Below are 16,754 nucleotides of genomic sequence, written 5' to 3'. Positions count from 1 at the left end.
CAGCGGGGAAAACGGGAACACCGACAGATCCGTCCGCAAGAAGAACGGCAGGGAAAGCGGGAGCGCCGACAGATCCGTCCGCAAGAAGAACGGCAGGGAAAGCGGGAACGCCGACAGATCCGTCCGCAAGAAGAACAGCGGGGAAAGCGGGAACGCCGGCAGATCCGTCCTTAAGAAGAGCGGCGGGAAAGGCTCAGGGAAATCCTGCAGAACAGAAGCCGGTCAGATCGGCAGATGGAATTGTCAGAAAGCAAGGCGGTCATCCGAACGGAAAATCAAAGGCGATGTCAAAAAAGAAAAAGAAACAAAAACGGGCAGCATTTAATTTTGCTTCCGGAGGAGTGCTTATTATAGCGGCGTGCGTGTTTATTTTTTCGTTGTATCAGCTTATCACGATGCTGATTCCGTATTACTCCGGCGGGGAAGAGTACGATAAGATTAAAAACATTGCCATTACGGCGGATGAAGAAGGGAAAGGTTTTACTGTTGATTTTGACGCTTTGCTGAAAGAAAACGAAGACACGGTTGCATGGATTCGCTTTGATGAGCCGGCGGTGATCAATTATCCCGTTGTAAAGAGCGCGGATAATAATGAGTATCTGACAAAGACGTTTACGGCAAATGACAATAAGCTTGGTGCGATTTTTGTAGATATGAGAAACAGTAATGATTTTTCAGACAAAAACACGTTTATCTACGGTCATCATCTTAACGTCGGAGGAGAAATGTTTTCGGAGCTTCTTAAATACGAAAATGAATCTTTCTGTAAGAAGCATCCAAACTTCTACATATATACACCGGATGGAAAGGTTAGAACATATAAGGTGTTCTCAGCTGGAGTTGTGAAAGATACGGCGGATAATTATAAGCTTGATTATGCTACGGATGCGGATTATGAGGCGTATTTGAAGCTTTGCGAGGAATCCTCGAATTATAAGGTAGAAGACGTGGAATTGACGGCGCAGTCGCAGATTGTCAGTCTGTCAACGTGTACAAATGTCCGCGATGACGAACGTTTTCTTGTACAGGGAGTTCTGACTGCGGTAGATTGATGACGAAGAAAGGAAATTATATGGCAGACAGATTTGATATAGGCGATATCATTACGATGAAGAAGCCTCATCCGTGCGGGAGCAAGGAGTGGGAAGTGCTTCGGGTCGGAGCTGATTTCAGATTGAAGTGCGTAGGCTGCGGACATCAGATCATGGTTGCCCGCAAATTAGTCGAAAAAAACACGAGACAAATCGTAAAAAGGACTTGAAACTAAAAAAGACTTATGGTATCATCAATAATTGTGACATACTGTCGGATTGAAACCGATATGTATCATAATTCCTTGTTCCTGTAATGAAAACAGGAGCCAGAGACCATAAGGAGGTATAAGAACATGAATAAGTATGAATTAGCTGTTGTTGTGAGCGCAAAACTCGAAGACGAAGCAAGAGCGAACGTAATCGAGAAAGTGAAAGCTCTTATCACACGTTTCGGCGGTAACGTAACAGACGTGGATGAGTGGGGCAAAAGAAGATTCGCTTATGAAATCCAGAAAATGACAGAAGGATTTTACTACTTCGTACACTTCGAAGCTGAAAGTACAGTTCCGGGAGAAGTGGAGCAGCGTATCCGCATCATGGACAACGTACTCAGATATTTATGCGTGAAACAGGAAGCATAAGCGGAAAGAGGTATATATGAATAAGGCAGTTTTAGTGGGACGGTTGACTAGAGATCCTGAAGTCAGATATTCACAGGGAGATAATACAACGGCAGTTGCAAGATATACAGTTGCCGTTGACCGTAGATTTAAAAGAGACGGCGAACCGACAGCGGATTTTATTCCGTGCGTTGTATTCGGCCGCTCGGCAGAGTTTGCGGAAAAATATTTTCGTCAGGGCATGCGGGTTTCTGTTTCCGGTCGTATTCAGACAGGAAGCTACACGAATAAAGACGGTATGAAAGTATACACAACAGAAGTGATCGTGGAAGAGCAGGAGTTCGCAGAGAGCAGAGCAGAGAGCGAAGCCAACAGAGGTATGTATCAGCAGTCTGCACCGAGTCCGGCGCCGAGCGCTCCGGCAGGAGACGGATTTATGAATATCCCGGATGGTATTGATGAGGAGCTGCCGTTCAATTAGGAAAGGAGAATCATCATGGCTTACGAAAAGGGAAGCAGACCGGAAGGCGGATTTAAGAGAAGAGGTCCGGCTCGCAGAAGAAAAAAAGTCTGCGTATTCTGTGGAAAAGAAAATAACGAGATCAATTACAAGGATGTAGCAAAATTAAAGAAATATGTTTCTGAAAGAGGAAAAATTCTTCCGAGAAGAATCACAGGAAACTGTGCAAAACATCAGAGAGCTCTTACAGTAGCAATCAAAAGAGCAAGACATATCGCTTTGATGCCATACGTTCAGGACTAATCAAGAATATAAGGCTGATTCTTAGGGGAAACTCTTTGAGTCAGCCTTTTTTGATACTGATATGATACTATTCGTAATGATATAACCTTTCGAGTTTTTCCGCAACTTCTGAATGCTTAGAGGGGAAAAGATGGGAGTATACGTTTAGTGTGGTTGACACGTTCTCGTGTCCCAGGCGTTCAGATACCAAAATAGCAGAAAAACCACGTTCAATCAATAGCGAGGCGTGAGAAATGCCGGAGATCGTGAACGCGGATCTGTTTCACTCCGGCTTTTTTGAAAATGATCGAAGATAATTGACATATTTTATTTAATTAACTATAATATATTTAACAAGGGAGCCGATAGCTAGTGCACACCTAGCCGCCGGCAAAATAAAACCTATAAAGATAGCGCCTTAGTTTACCAGACAGGGGCGCTATTTTTTGTGTCTAAAAATCGTAACAACAAGGGTTATGACTGCACAAAGCATAATTACAAACGTGAACAAGTCAGAGTATGTAACCATATTACCAGCTCCTTTCAATGTGTCCGGCAACTGGTATAGCACCTCATCGGCTCCCTGGGTAAGTATATTATTGTCAATGTACGGTTTCGCTCATTTTTGAGCAGGTTGCACTGCACGATTTTGTGTAATGGCTATTCGGCTTCTCCCAATTCTGGGAAAACTCATTTACCGGCGTACTTTAAGGTACGGTGGTTATTTTGTATACTTTTCTAAATGGGTAAGTTCTTCTACTCTTTTTGCGGCCTCTTTCTTTCCGGTTTCATTTAGTTTTTTACAATTTTCCAATACAGTCCGTTCTTCTTCTGTGTCTGGTACAAGATGAGTCAGACCATATTCCGAGAGTTTCTCTTTTAATTCATCCCTAGATATAATTTTTCCGGCAAGCAAACGGTTTACCGGAATATCTAAGGCATCGGCTATTTTTTGAAGCGTTTCTATTTTAGGGTTTTGATTACCGGACTCATATTTTCTTATATTTGAGTCAGCGATACCACATAATTCGCCGAGTTTCTTCTGTGTCAGTCCTTTTTCGGTGCGGTATTTTCGTATCATATCGCCTGTATAGGTTGGCATATCTATTCACCTCTTTTCATTTAAAAACAGAATGCCATATTTGACTCGAAATGTACAGAGTGAAAACAATCTAAAAAAGAAGTTTACAGATTGAAAAACATCTGAAAACAATCTGAAAAGTGAGGTGATATAAAGATGAAACTTGACAGACAAAAGTATGAGCTTGCGAGAGCAAGGGCGTGCATGGGACAAAAGGATCTCGTAGCAGCTGGAATCCCGAAAGGAACATTGCCGTGGATCAGCTCCCGGATAGGTTACCTGCTGTCATTCGCTTAAGATATGAGAGCGGGTTGACCTATCTGCTGGGCGAAGTTCCAGGCTTTCCGGTGATACCAAAATGATACTAGAAAAATGTAAAGAGTGGAAAATCTGCACAATTTCAAGGCAAAACACCGCTAAAAACAGCGAATAATCATGCATGTAACTGGTAAAAAGTACATAGCCGATGCCGTACGTTCAGGACTAATCAAGAATATAAGGCTGATTCTTAGGGGAAACTCTTTGAGTCAGCCTTTTTTGTAACAGTCAATTACTTTTTGGGGAAGTCGCCTGGGATTTTCCTTTTCTATTTATAATATAGCGTATAGGTAGGGAATTAAGGTTTTTGATACTAAAATAATAGGTGATTGCAATAATTTGAAGAAAAAAGTATAGTAGAATAAAATTCAAAAAGATGTTATAATAAGACATTGTAGCGAAACAAAGTTTTTTGGTAATCTAATGATGCACATTGCATGTGTCCTAAAGGGTGCGGATGAGGTAGTATCACTATGAAAAAGAAGAAAATGCGCTTAAAAGGAAAACTCAGGCTGTATATGAACTGGCCGCTTATCATGACGTTTTTACTCGTTGCGATGAATATATGGGTTTTAATGGTAGACCGGAAAGCAGCGTTTATCATGTTTATGTTTATCCTGATTTATCTGGCGATTGCGGGAGGATTGTATTTTTATAACAGATCGCTTATTTTAGCGGATTTGATTCAATTTTCCACGCAGTATAAGGGGATTGAAAATACGCTGTTAAAGGAACTTGCGGTTCCTTATGCGATCGCTCTTGAGGATGGACGTATTCTTTGGAAAAATGATGCGTTTTCAAAATTAACGCAAAGTTCAAGAAAAGAAAAATATCTGTACAGGATGATACCGGCTCTTACGACAAGTGTTTTTCCTAAAGACGACATGGAACATGTTGAGATGGAGGTGGAGTACTGTGACAGACACTATCAGGCAGAATTGCGCAGAGTATCGCTTCACGGCTTCAGCGACAAGGAAAAATTGTTACAGATTCCCGAGGAAGAGGAGTTTTTCGTAGCGGTATCCATGCAGGATGTAACAGAATTGAATGCGTATATCCGCGAAAATGAAGAGCAGCGGATGATCGCAGGGCTGATCTACATCGATAATTACGACGAGGTGATGGAGAGCGTTGAAGAGGTACGACAGTCGCTTCTGGTTGCTCTGATCGATCGAAAGATCAATAAATATATCGGCGATGTGGACGGTATTGTAAAGAAAATGGAGAAGGACAAATATTTTATTGTTCTTCGCAAATCTGCTTACAAAAAAATAGCGGAAGACCGTTTTTCGCTTCTTGAAGAAGTAAAGCAGGTTAATATCGGAAATGCCCGCTCGGCAACGTTAAGTATCGGACTTGGTCTGAATACGGCGACATATGCGCTTAGTTACCAGTATGCGCGTGTGGCGATCGACCTTGCCCTTGCGCGCGGAGGCGACCAGGCGGTGATAAAAGACTGCAGCGGAATCACTTATTTTGGCGGTAAGAAAGAACAGACTGCTAAAAACACCCGTGTAAAAGCCCGTGTAAAAGCAGAGGCTTTAAGAGAGTTTATCGTGACGAAAGACAGAGTTCTTGTCATGGGTCATAAGATTGCGGATCCGGATTCGTTCGGCGCTTGTATGGGAATTTACAGAGCGGCGGTCAGCCTTGAGAAGAAAGCTCATATTATCGTGAATACGGTGACAGAGTCGGTTCGGCCGCTTTATAATGAGATTGTGGAAAGTCCGGCGTATGAGGATGATATCTTTCTGACTTCAGATGAAGCTATGGATTATATTACGGATAATACGATGGTGATCGTAGTCGATACAAATAAGCCGCAGATGACAGAATGTCCCGAACTTTTGAGGCGTTCCAGAATGACTGCCGTTTTAGATCATCACCGTCAGAGCAGTACGGTAATCGCAAATGCAGTCTTATCTTATGTAGAACCGTATTCTTCATCTACATGTGAAATGGTAGCCGAAGTGCTTCAATATATCTCTGACAGTATCAAAATCCCGGCTGTCGAGGCGGAGTGCATGTACGCGGGAATTATGATCGACACAAGGAACTTTATGAACAGGACGGGAGTGCGTACGTTTGAAGCGGCGGCATTCCTTCGCCGCTGCGGTGCGGATATCACCCGGGTAAGAAAGATGTTCAGGGACGATATGGAATCATACAGAGCGAAAGCAGAGGCGATGAGGGAGGCTGAGGTTTATAAGAATCAGTTTGCGATCGCAGTCTGCCCGGGCGATATTGAAAGTCCGACGGTTCTTGCGGCGCAGACCGCAAACGAGCTTCTTGATATCAGTGGGATCAACGCGTCGTTTGTATTGACGGTTTATCAGGAAAAGATTTATATGAGTGCGCGTTCGATCGACGAGGTAAATGTGCAGATTATTGCCGAAAAGCTGGGAGGCGGAGGTCATATTAATTCTGCGGGAGCGCAGTTTGACCATACGAATATGGAAGAGGCGATCAGCACATTGAAAGAAACGATAGACGATATGATTGAGAAAGGAGATATATAGATGAAAGTTATTTTATTGGAAAATGTAAAATCTCTCGGGAAAAAAGGGGAGATCGTTAATGTGAACGACGGATACGCAAGGAATTTTATCTTGCCGAAAAAACTGGGCGTGGAAGCAACGGGAAAAAATCTGAATGATCTGAAACTTCAGAAAAATAACGAGAAAAAAGTGGCTCAGGAAAATCTTGACGCTGCGAAAGAACTTGCAGCGGAATTATCGGCAGGCAAAGTCGAGCTTGCGATCAAAGTCGGCGAAGGCGGAAGAACGTTCGGTTCTGTTTCCAGCAAAGAAATCGCGGTAGCGGTCAAAGATCAGATGCAGTTAGATATTGATAAGAAAAAAATCCAGTTGAAAGAGTCGATCAAGTCGCTTGGTACGCATATCGTGACAGTAAAACTTCATCCTGAAGTTTCGGCAGAGTTGAAAGTTGTTGTAAAAGAAGAAGCATAAGGAGTTCTCATGGAAAATATAGAAGCTGCCATGAAGCGGATACCGCCCCATAGTACAGAAGCCGAGCAGGCTGTACTTGGGGCGATGCTGATGAATAAAGATGCGATTACGGTCACATCGGAGATTTTGGCCGGACAGGATTTTTATCAGACGGCATATGGGATCTTATTCGACGCTATGACAGATCTGTTTAAATCGGGGCGTCCGGTAGATTTGATCACGCTTCAGGAATATTTAAAAACAAAAGACGTGCCTCCGGAAGTAAGCAGTATGGAATTTGCAAGAGATCTTCTCGTAGGAACTCAGACATCTGCCAACGTAAAATATTATGCGGAAATCGTAAAAGAAAAATCGGTTTTACGCAGTTTGATCAAACTTAACGAAGAGACGGCGAATGCGTGTTATCTTGAAAACGAGCCTCTTGATGAACTGCTTGAACGAACAGAGAAGCGAGTGTTTGAACTTGCGGAAAACGGGAATTCCCAGGAATACGTTCCGATAAAGCAGGTCGTATTAAACGCGCTGGATGTGATCGAAAAGGCGTCTAAGACGAAAGGAAATGTCACCGGAATACCGACAGGGTTCATCGACCTTGATTACAAACTGTCCGGTCTGCAAAGATCAGACCTTGTTCTTATAGCGGCGCGTCCGTCTATGGGAAAAACGGCGTTCGTGCTCAATATTGCGCAGCATGTAGCGTTTCGGCAAAATCTTGCGGTAGCGATCTTCAGTCTTGAGATGTCAAAGGAACAGCTTGTAAACCGTCTGTTTTCACTGGAATCGCATGTTGACGCACAGGTGCTGAGAAACGGAAACCTGACAGATACGGATTGGGAGAAACTGATCGAGGGAGCAGGCACGATCGGAAGCTCTCGTATGATCATAGACGATACGTCGGGTATCAGTATTTCGGAGATGCGCTCAAAATGTCGTAAATACAAATTGGAGCAGGGACTTGATCTGATCATCATCGACTATTTGCAGTTGATGAGCGGAAGCGGCGGACGTAAAAATGAAAGCCGCCAGCAGGAAATTTCGGAGATTTCACGATCGTTGAAAGGACTTGCCAGAGAATTGAACGTACCGGTGATCGCATTGTCTCAGTTGAGCCGTGCGGTTGAGCAGAGAACGGATAAAAGACCGATGCTTTCCGACCTTCGTGAATCGGGAGCAATCGAGCAGGATGCCGACGTATGTATGTTTATTTACCGTGATGATTATTATAATCCGGATACGGAGGATAAGAATATTGCGGAGATCATTATCGCAAAACAGAGGAACGGTCCCATCGGAACCGTCCGTCTTGCGTGGATGCCGCAGTATACCCGTTTCGGAAATGAACTGCGTCAGCAGCAGTGATTATGTAAATATGCTTTTTAATTTCATGATCGCGCCTGATTTAGAGGATTCTTTTCGCGCGGTCTGCTGTCTGCGGATGAGCATGTCCAGTTTGCGGAAATGTTCTTCCTGACGGCGTTCTTTTGCCTCAAGTATAAAATCCATTTCATGAATGACGTCAGTGGTGATCGTACTGCTGATGTCATTTTTTAATATGGAGTTGTTTTCATTCAGCGCTTCGCGGAAAACATCGCCTACGAGAGCACGCATTTGATCGATCGTATTAAGAGGAAGAAGAATATCTCCTGTTTCTGAAGTGACTGTCTGAAGTTGAGTTTTTTCTTTTTCGGGAGTTTTTAACTTAGATTTTTTTTCTTTTAATTCGGGAATGAGTGGTTTTAAGTCTTTTAAGAGCATTCCTTCGTTTTTGAGTTTTTTGATACAGCAGAAGAGCTGAATGTCATCTTTGGTGTAGTATCGATGTCCCATTTCCGTTCGCCCGATCGTCAGGTCGAGTTCTTCTTCCCAATATCTTAATACATGTGATTCGACATTGACCTGTTTTGCGGCTTCGGAAATCATAAATCTGACTTCACCCATTAATATGTGAACCTCCTCATTTTGCTTTTGAGGTTATTATAGCATAGACCATGACTTCAGAACGAAAAAATCGTTCGTCAAGTTCCTACAAAAAAACACCGCTCCACATAGGAGCGGTGCTTCTCTTTTGTGATCACTTTGCGATTTATATTACTCAGCTGAGATAGCGCCTGTCGGACACGCAGCTTCACAAGCTCCGCAGTCTACACAAGCATCAGCGTCGATCTCGTATTTGCCATCGCCTTCAGAGATAGCGCCTACAGGACATTCAGCTTCGCAAGAACCACAGCTTACGCATTCATCACTAATAACGTGTGCCATAGTATGTATCCTCCTTTTTTGAATTTAAAAAGAGAAACAAAGAAAGGTAGTTCTCTTTATTATCACTATTTTAATACAATGAGTTTGAATATACAAGTGATTTGTATGTTCTAAATTAAGAACCTAAACCCGGTCGAATTCTTCTGTGATCTCTTTTGAAGGTGCTTTTGTGAGCAGGCTTACAATGACGATCATAAGGCATGATACGCTGAAAGCCGGGAGCAGCTCATAAATGTTCCATACACCGCCGAGAGGACGTACGAGGTATTTCCAGATGAATACCATAGCTCCGCCTGAAATCATTCCGGCAAGTGCGCCCTGCCAGTTTGAGCGTCTCCAGAAGAGGGCAAATAATACGACAGGACCGAATACGGCGCCAAAACCTGCCCATGCAAAGGAAACGATGCCGAATACCGAACTGTTCGGATCACGGGCAATAAAAGCGGCGATTACCGCGATGGCAAGCAAGGTGAAGCGAGCTGCGTTCATTGCTTTTTTCTTGTCTCCCGTTTTGGCAACTCTGTCGCCGAAAAGGTCGGAAGATACGGCGGAGGATGCAGCCAAAAGCTGTGAGTCTGCCGTGGACATTGTAGAGGCAAGAATGCCGGCAAGGATCGTTCCCGCAAGTAAGGCAGGAAGAATACCGTGTTTACTTAACAAGTCGGCGATCTGCACAATGATCGTTTCAGAATCGGAACCTGTCAGAGTTTTTAAAGCGCCTACATCGCTCATTGCCAGACCGATCACACCGATCAAAACCGCAACTGCAAGGGAAATGACAACCCAGATTGTCGCAACGCGTCTGGAGAGCGTGAGTTTTTCTTCGTCCTCGATAGCCATGAAGCGAAGCAGGATATGAGGCATACCGAAGTAACCGAGCCCCCATGCGATCATGGAAATAATATTGATGATCGGATAAGGCTGTTCGACACCTGCAACAGGATCGTATGTAGTCATCATCGTCAAATATCCCGGAAGCGACTGTGCGTTCTCAACTACGGCAGGGATACCTCCGGCAATATTGATGCCGAATATAAAGACGATGATCAGGGCAACAGACATGATAATACTCTGAATGAAGTCTGTTGTTGAGGCGGCAAGAAATCCGCCAAGCGCCGTATACCCTACGATGACGATCGCACTTATGATCATAGCGGCAACATAATTAACCCCGAACAGGCTGGAAAACAGTTTTCCGCATGCGGCGAATCCGGAGGCTGTGTACGGTATGAAAAATATAACGATAAAAATCGCTCCGATAGATTGAAGGATCTTACGCTGATCTCTGTATCGGTTACTGAAAAAAGAAGGAAGCGTGATCGAATTGCCGGCTACGAGAGTGTAGCGGCGGATCCGTTTTGCTACGATCCTCCAGTTTATGTACGTTCCGATGGCGAGTCCGATGGCAGTCCATCCGGCGTCGGCAATACCTGTCAGATAGGCCAGACCGGGAAGCCCCATCAGAAGCCAGCTGCTCATATCGGAGGCTTCGGCGCTCATTGCCGTCACAAGAGGTCCGAGCTTACGCCCTCCAAGATAAAAATCGGTCGTATCATGGTTGTTCTTGGAACAACGGTAGCCGACATAGAGCATGGCGCCAAGATAAACAATAATGGCGATCATAATACAAATGTGTTCTGTTGTCATGTTTGTCACTCATTCCTTTCGCAAAATGTGCAATATATTGTAAAATTGTACCATAATAAGGGGATTTCTTCAAGAAATAAAAGTTTAGTAAAAATTCACATTTATTTTGTATGATATGGTGTATTATAAAAGGATAAAAGCGGAGGGATAAATTATAATGAAGAGAAAAATTACAGCAGCGGCGGCATTTGCATTGTGTGTGGCAATGGGAGTCTGCGCATGCAGTCCGTCTGAAAAGGAAGATACATTTACGGGAAAGGAAAAGGAAGAGCTTGCGTGGCAGCCGAATCTTGACCGGATTTCCCCTGAAGTATATGCAGATATCAGTAATCTTGACCTGAAGCCGGGGACGTATATATCAGTCATCGGAAAGAGAGAGGGAACGGCTTACTGGAGCGAAGTGCAGGCCGGAGTTGAGCAGGCGGCGGAAGACATTAATAAGCATCTGGGATATAAAGGGGAGGACAAGATAAAAGTTCTTTATAACGCTCCGGCAGACAGTGAGAATATTGACGAACAGGTGAATATCCTTGACGAGGAGCTGGCGCGATATCCGGATGTGATCGCTGTTGCAAGCGTAGCGGAAGATGCGTCGGCTGTTCAGTTCGATCTTGCGGCAGAAAACGGAATTGCAGTCGTGGCATTTGATTCGAGGAACAATTATCAGGGAATTCAGTGCACCTGCATGACGGATAATGTGGCGGCGGCAAAAGAAGGGGCTCGGAAAATGAGCGAGGCGATCGAAGAAAAAGGAGAGATTCTGTTGATCGCACAGGATTCTGTTTCGGGAACGGCAAAAGAGCGAACAAAGGCAGTGACAGAAGAAATTACGGCAAATTATCCGAATGTGAAGGTTGTAGAGACGATCTATATGGATCAGTTTGACGATCTTAAGATGCAGGCTGCAGCGGACGAACTCGGGGTGACGAAAGAGCAGCTTGCCGAGTGGACGGTGGAATCGTCCGGTCAGACTCCGGCAGATGAAGGGGAAGAAGCGATGTCGGAAGAGGTGCGCACGAAACTGGAAGATATTCGCGCTGTCGCGGACGGGATGACAGATGCGGATGTGGTTGCCCGTTATATGGAAAAATACCCGAACCTGAAGGGCTGTTTTGCGGTAAATGCCGATGCGGTTTTACTGGCAATGGATGCTTTTGAGACAGCAGAAAATGAAGAAGATATCGTGTTGATGGGATTTGATGCCGGAAAGGAACAGATCGCGGCATTGAAAAACGGAACGATAGATGGTCTTATTGTGCAAAATCCGTTCGGCATGGGATATGCGACAGTTGTGGCGGCGGCGCGGGCTGCGCTTGAGATCGGAAATGAGGCAACCGTCGATACAGGATATGTTTGGGTGGATAAAGAAAATATGGACGACCCGGACGTGAAGGGGATGCTTTACGAATAGTCTTCGTCAGGCGTAAGCGGATGCTTTACAAATAGTTTTCGTCAGGCGTAAGCGAGGAAACTCTGTTTTCCATTAGCGGGTAAAGAGTTACCCGCTCCGACTGAGTGAAAAGATAAATTCAGTGCCGACTCCTTCGGTACTTACTACATTAATATGCTCGTCATGAGCTTGAATAATTTCTTTTACGATGGACAGGCCAAGGCCTGTCCCTTTTTTATCTTTGCCGCGGGAAAGGTCTGATTTGTAAAAACGCTCCCATATTTTAGTCTGCTCTTGCCGCGGGATTCCGATTCCGTGATCTTTTACGGAAATAAATACTTTTTCGTTCTTTTCACTAACCTCTACAGTAATCAAAGAATCGTTTTCGCTGAATTTAATCGCATTATCGATCAAGTTATAGAGGACTTGCTGGATCTTACGTTTGTCTGCCAAAACAAAAACAGCATCAGGCATGAGAAGCAGTTCGATGGAAATATGTTTTTGGGTACAGGCAGATTCAAAAGATGCGGCGGTACTTTTCAGAACTTCCTGTATGTCAAAATCTGACTTGTTAAGAAGAAGTTCTTTTGTATCGAATTCATTTAATGTCAGCAGATCTCGCGTGAGGTCGGTGAGACGCTCTGTTTCAAACAAAATAATATTTAAATATTTTCCGTACAATTCAGGCGGGATCGTTCCGTCGGCCATTGCCTCAACATATCCTTTTATGGACGTGAGAGGAGAACGAAAATCATGAGAGACATTTGCGACAATTTTTTTTTGATAGTCATCCATATCTTTCAGTCTGACTGCCATGTAATTCAGTGAAGCAGAGAGATATCCGAGTTCATCATGAGTGTGTACCGGAATCTCATAGTCAAGATTTCCGATAGCGTATTGTTTTGCCGCTTCGGAAATCTGCCTGAGCGGACGATGGATGAAAAACTGTACGCCGAGGAGAAAGATAAGAGAAAGTGCGAAAATGACTGCTGTGGAGATGTATACCTGAGTCATGATCGGAGCGCATCTCTCTTCGATGGCAGAGACGGGACTGTGGATCAGAAGGTATCCCTTTGTAGAAAAACCTTGTGTCACAGGCGCCATAACGGTGATCATATCTTCGTCAAAATATCCGTGATATGTACCTGTAATATAGCGGTTTCCGCCGATTTCGGCAGGGTTGAAGTCTTTGATCCTATCAGGACATACAGTGTCTTCTAAACTGGAAGAGGTAAGTGTTCTTCCGGTACTGTCTACGAACCAGATAGAAGCGTTGAAGTACAGTCTCATTGCAGACAACTGTGACTGGACGTTATAGATGGAAGAATCGCCGGAGAAGTAAGATGGGAGATAATCATTGGCAACAAAAGTAGCTTCTCTGTAAAGCGTATGAGAAGTGTCTTCGGTAAGCTTATCTGTCACAAGCTGCTCTGTAAGCGTTGCAGTTGAGAATAGACATAAAAATCCAAATATGATATAAAGTGCAATAAATTTAATGTGCAGAGTGCTTCTCATACGCGGTAGTCTCCTGTTTATCTGTTATTTTGTCTCAAATTTATAGCCGATGCCCCATACGGTTCCTAATTTCCACTGAGGATGATCTTTAAGTTTTTCCCGGAGACGTTTGATATGGACGTCGACAGTGCGGGTGTCACCGAGATATTCATAACCCCATATACGGTCAAGGAGCTGCTCCCTTGTAAATACCTGATTCGGAGATGAGGCGAGACAGTATAAAAGCTCCAGTTCTTTTGGCGGCATTTCAACAGTGTTTCCGTCACAGAGAACAGAATAATTTGTCAGGTTGATGGTCAGTCCTTCATACTCGACACACTTTGGCTTTTCCGCCTGGGACGGTTCGTTTTTTATCGGATGATAACGGCGAAGAACGGCGCGCACACGCGCAATCATTTCTTTTGAATCAAAAGGCTTTAAGATATAATCGTCCGCACCGAGTTCCAGACCGAGTACTTTGTCGAATATTTCCCCTTTCGCCGAAAGCATAATAATCGGCACGCCTGATTTTGCCCTGATCTCCCGGCATACTTGATAGCCGTCGATGCCCGGAAGCATAAGGTCAAGAAGAATCAGATTCGGTTCGTATGTTTCAAATGTGCTCAAGGCGTCTTCTCCGTTAAATACTATTTTTGTGTCAAAACACTCTTTTGTAAGATAGAGAGAGATAAGTTCTGCGATATTTTCATCATCGTCAACGATTAGTATTCTTTGTTTTCCGATCATATTTTTCCTCCGTTTTATGGGTGAACCCGTTATCCGAGCTCAACGATTGTGACTCCGGCATCGCCTTCTCCGAACTCGGCAAGGCGGTATGATTTTACATGTTTTTGTCTTCTGAGATATTCGTGGATTCCTTTTCTTAAAGCTCCGGTTCCTTTTCCGTGAACTACGCGTACGCTGTTTAGATGCGAGAGCAGGGCGTCATCTAAATATTTATCCAGTTCGGCGACCGCTTCGTCTACTGTTTTTCCGAGCAGATTGATCTCAGGACTTACAGAAAGTGACTTGCTCATCTTGATCTTGCTTTTTGCCGTACGGTTCATCCGCTTCGGTGCGTAAGGCGATACTTCTTCGATAATTTCCAAATCGGAAATATTGACTTGTGACCGAAGGATTCCCATCTGAACTGTGACGTTGCCTCTTGCATCGGGGAGAGAGCCGATGGTGCCGGTCAGATTCATACTTAATACTTTTACAGATTCTCCGAGTTTGAAATCAGACGGTTTGTAAGTCTTTTTCGGTTTGTTTGTTTTCAGTGAAGCAGAAGCGGAAGTATCTTTGATCTTTTTGCGCAGACGCTCCCGTTCTTTTTCCATTTCAGCGGCGGAGATATTCTCCTTTCCGAATTTGTGAAAATTGCGGATCGTCTCGTCGGCAACTTCTTTCGCTTCTCTTAGTATTGCATTTGCTTTTTCATTTGCTTCACGGATGATGCGGTCACGTTGTTCTTCGAGCTTTTCCTGTTTTTGTACAGCCTGCCGCTTTAAAGTTTCGGCCTCTTTTTTATAAGCGGCAATTTCAGCCTGTTCTTTTTCGATCGTGCGTCTGCTTGCCTCAAGATCGCTTAGGAGATCTTCAAAAGAGACGTCTTGTTCACTCAGACGTTTTTTTGCATCGTCGATAATATAGTCGGGAAGTCCGAGCTTTCCGGAAATCGCAAAAGCATTACTTTTACCCGGAATACCGATGAGAAGCCGGTAAGTCGGCCGGAGATTTTCCACATCGAATTCACAGCAGGCATTTTCAACGCCCGGGGTAGAAAGGGCATAGATTTTCAGCTCGCTGTAATGGGTTGTTGCCATAGTGCGTATGTTTCGCTTATGGAGATGCGATAAAATAGCAATGGCAAGGGCCGCTCCTTCTGTCGGGTCGGTTCCTGCGCCTAATTCGTCGAAAAGAACGAGAGAACGATCGTCGACCTTTTTCAAAAAGGAAACAATATTTGTCATATGTGAAGAAAATGTACTCAGACTTTGTTCTATGCTCTGCTCATCTCCGATATCGGCGTAAACCTGTCGGAATACGGCGATTTCCGAACGGTCGCCTGCCGGAATATGAAGTCCGGCCTGCCCCATGAGGGTGAGAAGTCCGACCGTTTTTAAAGAGACGGTCTTTCCGCCTGTATTAGGTCCGGTGATGATGAGAAGAGAAAATTCATCGCCGAGAGATACGGTGATCGGGACAACTTTCTTCTGGTCGAGAAGAGGGTGGCGTCCTTCCCGGATACGGATACGTCCTTCTTCATTTAGAATCGGACGACTTGCGCGCATAGTAAGAGCAAGAGCGCCTCTTGCAAAAATGAAATCCAGATCGGTGAGAGATCGGTAGTCTGTTCGGATCTCTTCGATATATTGTGCGGCCTCTTCGCTTAAAGAAGCAAGAATCTTTCGGATCTCATCCTGTTCTTGTACATATAATTCTTTTAAGTCATTGTTCAGTTTTACAATAGCCATAGGTTCAATAAATAATGTAGAACCGGATGCGGACTGGTCATGGATCAGCCCTTGTACCTGACTGCGGTATTCGGCTTTGACAGGGATACAATAGCGGTCGCCGCGCATTGTGATCAGAGCATCCTGCAGGTACGTTCTTAAAGAACCGTTTACAAGACCTGAAAGTGTTGTGTGAACACGGTCGTTGAGATTATTCATGCTCCTTCGGATATGCTTTAGCGCACTGCTTGCGTCATCACTGATTTCATCTTCGGAAATGATGCATCTTTCAATTTCATTTGAAAGAGGTGTGAGCGGCTCAAGTCCGTCAAAATAAATATCAAGACAGTCGGCAAGATCTTCCTGCGTGTCATGCCGTCCGTATGACTTGGCCCGCGCAGTGTTTGAAAGAAGACGGCAGATGCGGAGAAGTTCCGCTGTATTTAGAGCGCCTCCGATCTCAAGTCGTTTGAGAGATTCTTCCACAGGAGCTGCGTCGCCGAAAGAAATCCGCCCCTTTTTAATGATCCTTGTAAAAGCGGCGGCGGTCTGTTCCTGAAGCAAATCGATCTTCGTAAGATCCGTTACCGGTTTCAGCCGTCGGCAAAGTTGTTTTCCGCGGAAAGAACTTGCCTCATTTTCCAACATGGAAATAATTTTATCAAATTCAAGTTTTATTAATGTTTTGTTATTCATAAATCTTCACCTGTCTGTAATGTTTGTATCCTCATTCTACTCTATTAT

General features: G+C 44.3%; 17 protein-coding genes and 1 pseudogene. 10 read left to right on the top strand and 8 right to left on the bottom strand.

Going from position 1 to position 16,754, the window contains the following annotated elements; genetic code table 11:
- Positions 1–284 precede the first annotated feature (284 nt).
- From srtB to rpsR, 5 genes are all read left to right on the top strand, one after another.
- Positions 285–1,052: a class B sortase gene (gene srtB, locus ACH9UM_RS12555; RefSeq protein WP_009321556.1), complete on the top strand. Its 768-nt coding sequence runs from the start codon at positions 285–287 to the stop codon at positions 1,050–1,052.
- A 20-nt stretch (positions 1,053–1,072) separates the two neighbouring features.
- Positions 1,073–1,261 carry a DUF951 domain-containing protein gene (locus tag ACH9UM_RS12550; RefSeq protein ID WP_044929522.1) on the top strand — a complete coding sequence of 63 codons (189 nt, stop codon included), beginning with the start codon at positions 1,073–1,075 and terminating at the stop codon, positions 1,259–1,261.
- 126 nt (positions 1,262–1,387) lie between these two features.
- Positions 1,388–1,675, top strand: a complete 288-nt coding sequence (gene rpsF / locus ACH9UM_RS12545) for a 30S ribosomal protein S6 (RefSeq protein WP_004847871.1) — start codon at positions 1,388–1,390, stop codon at positions 1,673–1,675.
- A 16-nt stretch (positions 1,676–1,691) separates the two neighbouring features.
- Positions 1,692–2,135: a single-stranded DNA-binding protein gene (locus tag ACH9UM_RS12540; protein WP_004847870.1), complete on the top strand. Its 444-nt coding sequence runs from the start codon at positions 1,692–1,694 to the stop codon at positions 2,133–2,135.
- A gap of 15 nt (positions 2,136–2,150) precedes the next feature.
- The gene (gene rpsR / locus ACH9UM_RS12535; RefSeq protein WP_009320326.1) at positions 2,151–2,417 is read left to right on the top strand and encodes a 30S ribosomal protein S18; all 267 of its coding nucleotides are present in this window, start codon (positions 2,151–2,153) and stop codon (positions 2,415–2,417) included.
- A gap of 67 nt (positions 2,418–2,484) precedes the next feature.
- On the opposite strand, the pseudogene ACH9UM_RS12530 reads toward rpsR, so the two are convergent.
- Positions 2,485–2,695: pseudogene (locus tag ACH9UM_RS12530) on the bottom strand (tyrosine-type recombinase/integrase); the annotation flags it as partial.
- 422 nt (positions 2,696–3,117) lie between these two features.
- On the bottom strand, positions 3,118–3,498 hold the full coding sequence (locus ACH9UM_RS12525) for a helix-turn-helix domain-containing protein (protein WP_009320325.1): 381 nt from the start codon (positions 3,496–3,498) through the stop codon (positions 3,118–3,120).
- 135 nt (positions 3,499–3,633) lie between these two features.
- Between ACH9UM_RS12525 and ACH9UM_RS12520 the strand changes: the two genes are divergently transcribed.
- The 4 genes from ACH9UM_RS12520 to dnaB all read left to right on the top strand — a co-directional run bounded on the left by ACH9UM_RS12520 (position 3,634) and on the right by dnaB (position 8,123).
- Entirely contained in the window at positions 3,634–3,774 is a 141-nt protein-coding gene (locus tag ACH9UM_RS12520) for a hypothetical protein (protein ID WP_004847867.1), read from the top strand.
- A gap of 494 nt (positions 3,775–4,268) precedes the next feature.
- The gene (locus tag ACH9UM_RS12515) at positions 4,269–6,314 is read left to right on the top strand and encodes a DHH family phosphoesterase (protein WP_004847866.1); all 2,046 of its coding nucleotides are present in this window, start codon (positions 4,269–4,271) and stop codon (positions 6,312–6,314) included.
- Positions 6,315–6,764: a 50S ribosomal protein L9 gene (gene rplI / locus ACH9UM_RS12510; protein WP_004847865.1), complete on the top strand. Its 450-nt coding sequence runs from the start codon at positions 6,315–6,317 to the stop codon at positions 6,762–6,764.
- A gap of 9 nt (positions 6,765–6,773) precedes the next feature.
- A complete protein-coding gene (gene dnaB, locus ACH9UM_RS12505; RefSeq protein WP_004847864.1) occupies positions 6,774–8,123 on the top strand; it encodes a replicative DNA helicase in 1,350 nt (449 codons plus the stop codon).
- Here dnaB and ACH9UM_RS12500 read toward each other — a convergent pair whose 3' ends face one another.
- The 3 genes from ACH9UM_RS12500 to putP all read right to left on the bottom strand — a co-directional run bounded on the left by ACH9UM_RS12500 (position 8,124) and on the right by putP (position 10,670).
- Positions 8,124–8,702 (bottom strand): helix-turn-helix domain-containing protein, encoded by a 579-nt coding sequence (locus tag ACH9UM_RS12500; protein ID WP_004847863.1) that lies wholly within the window; start codon positions 8,700–8,702, stop codon positions 8,124–8,126.
- A 150-nt stretch (positions 8,703–8,852) separates the two neighbouring features.
- Positions 8,853–9,023, bottom strand: coding sequence for a DUF362 domain-containing protein (locus ACH9UM_RS12495; protein WP_009243507.1), 171 nt, complete (start codon positions 9,021–9,023; stop codon positions 8,853–8,855).
- 123 nt (positions 9,024–9,146) lie between these two features.
- Positions 9,147–10,670, bottom strand: a complete 1,524-nt coding sequence (gene putP, locus ACH9UM_RS12490) for a sodium/proline symporter PutP (RefSeq protein WP_009243506.1) — start codon at positions 10,668–10,670, stop codon at positions 9,147–9,149.
- Between the two features lie 157 nt (positions 10,671–10,827).
- On the opposite strand from putP, the gene ACH9UM_RS12485 reads away from it, so the two are divergent.
- Positions 10,828–12,081, top strand: coding sequence for a substrate-binding domain-containing protein (locus ACH9UM_RS12485; protein ID WP_004848325.1), 1,254 nt, complete (start codon positions 10,828–10,830; stop codon positions 12,079–12,081).
- Between the two features lie 87 nt (positions 12,082–12,168).
- On the opposite strand, the gene ACH9UM_RS12480 is transcribed toward ACH9UM_RS12485, so the two are convergent.
- Genes ACH9UM_RS12480 through ACH9UM_RS12470 form a run of 3 tightly spaced genes read right to left on the bottom strand, consistent with a single transcriptional unit; the run spans position 12,169 to position 16,706 of the window.
- Entirely contained in the window at positions 12,169–13,575 is a 1,407-nt protein-coding gene (locus ACH9UM_RS12480) for a HAMP domain-containing sensor histidine kinase (RefSeq protein WP_004848327.1), read from the bottom strand.
- Between the two features lie 24 nt (positions 13,576–13,599).
- Complete coding sequence (locus ACH9UM_RS12475) at positions 13,600–14,301, bottom strand: response regulator transcription factor (protein WP_009243504.1); 702 nt, start codon at positions 14,299–14,301, stop codon at positions 13,600–13,602.
- A 29-nt stretch (positions 14,302–14,330) separates the two neighbouring features.
- Positions 14,331–16,706: an endonuclease MutS2 gene (locus ACH9UM_RS12470; protein WP_009320324.1), complete on the bottom strand. Its 2,376-nt coding sequence runs from the start codon at positions 16,704–16,706 to the stop codon at positions 14,331–14,333.
- Positions 16,707–16,754 lie beyond the last annotated feature (48 nt).

This window comes from Mediterraneibacter torques (genome assembly GCF_044591705.1).
GTDB lineage: Bacteria > Bacillota > Clostridia > Lachnospirales > Lachnospiraceae > Mediterraneibacter > Mediterraneibacter torques.
Note: the sequence above shows the minus strand (reverse complement) of the source record. Positions and strands in the feature narration are given on the sequence as shown.

What these genes read in the sequence shown, in the direction of transcription:
- srtB (WP_009321556.1), top strand. Translation starts at nt 285, where the DNA reads ATGTCAAAAAAGAAAAAGAAACAAAAACGGGCAGCATTTAATTTTGCT.
- ACH9UM_RS12550 (WP_044929522.1), top strand. Translation starts at nt 1,073, where the DNA reads ATGGCAGACAGATTTGATATAGGCGATATCATTACGATGAAGAAGCCT.
- rpsF (WP_004847871.1), top strand. Translation starts at nt 1,388, where the DNA reads ATGAATAAGTATGAATTAGCTGTTGTTGTGAGCGCAAAACTCGAAGAC.
- ACH9UM_RS12540 (WP_004847870.1), top strand. Translation starts at nt 1,692, where the DNA reads ATGAATAAGGCAGTTTTAGTGGGACGGTTGACTAGAGATCCTGAAGTC.
- rpsR (WP_009320326.1), top strand. Translation starts at nt 2,151, where the DNA reads ATGGCTTACGAAAAGGGAAGCAGACCGGAAGGCGGATTTAAGAGAAGA.
- ACH9UM_RS12525 (WP_009320325.1), bottom strand. Translation starts at nt 3,498, where the DNA reads ATGCCAACCTATACAGGCGATATGATACGAAAATACCGCACCGAAAAA.
- ACH9UM_RS12520 (WP_004847867.1), top strand. Translation starts at nt 3,634, where the DNA reads ATGAAACTTGACAGACAAAAGTATGAGCTTGCGAGAGCAAGGGCGTGC.
- ACH9UM_RS12515 (WP_004847866.1), top strand. Translation starts at nt 4,269, where the DNA reads ATGAAAAAGAAGAAAATGCGCTTAAAAGGAAAACTCAGGCTGTATATG.
- rplI (WP_004847865.1), top strand. Translation starts at nt 6,315, where the DNA reads ATGAAAGTTATTTTATTGGAAAATGTAAAATCTCTCGGGAAAAAAGGG.
- dnaB (WP_004847864.1), top strand. Translation starts at nt 6,774, where the DNA reads ATGGAAAATATAGAAGCTGCCATGAAGCGGATACCGCCCCATAGTACA.
- ACH9UM_RS12500 (WP_004847863.1), bottom strand. Translation starts at nt 8,702, where the DNA reads ATGGGTGAAGTCAGATTTATGATTTCCGAAGCCGCAAAACAGGTCAAT.
- ACH9UM_RS12495 (WP_009243507.1), bottom strand. Translation starts at nt 9,023, where the DNA reads ATGGCACACGTTATTAGTGATGAATGCGTAAGCTGTGGTTCTTGCGAA.
- putP (WP_009243506.1), bottom strand. Translation starts at nt 10,670, where the DNA reads ATGACAACAGAACACATTTGTATTATGATCGCCATTATTGTTTATCTT.
- ACH9UM_RS12485 (WP_004848325.1), top strand. Translation starts at nt 10,828, where the DNA reads ATGAAGAGAAAAATTACAGCAGCGGCGGCATTTGCATTGTGTGTGGCA.
- ACH9UM_RS12480 (WP_004848327.1), bottom strand. Translation starts at nt 13,575, where the DNA reads ATGAGAAGCACTCTGCACATTAAATTTATTGCACTTTATATCATATTT.
- ACH9UM_RS12475 (WP_009243504.1), bottom strand. Translation starts at nt 14,301, where the DNA reads ATGATCGGAAAACAAAGAATACTAATCGTTGACGATGATGAAAATATC.
- ACH9UM_RS12470 (WP_009320324.1), bottom strand. Translation starts at nt 16,706, where the DNA reads ATGAATAACAAAACATTAATAAAACTTGAATTTGATAAAATTATTTCC.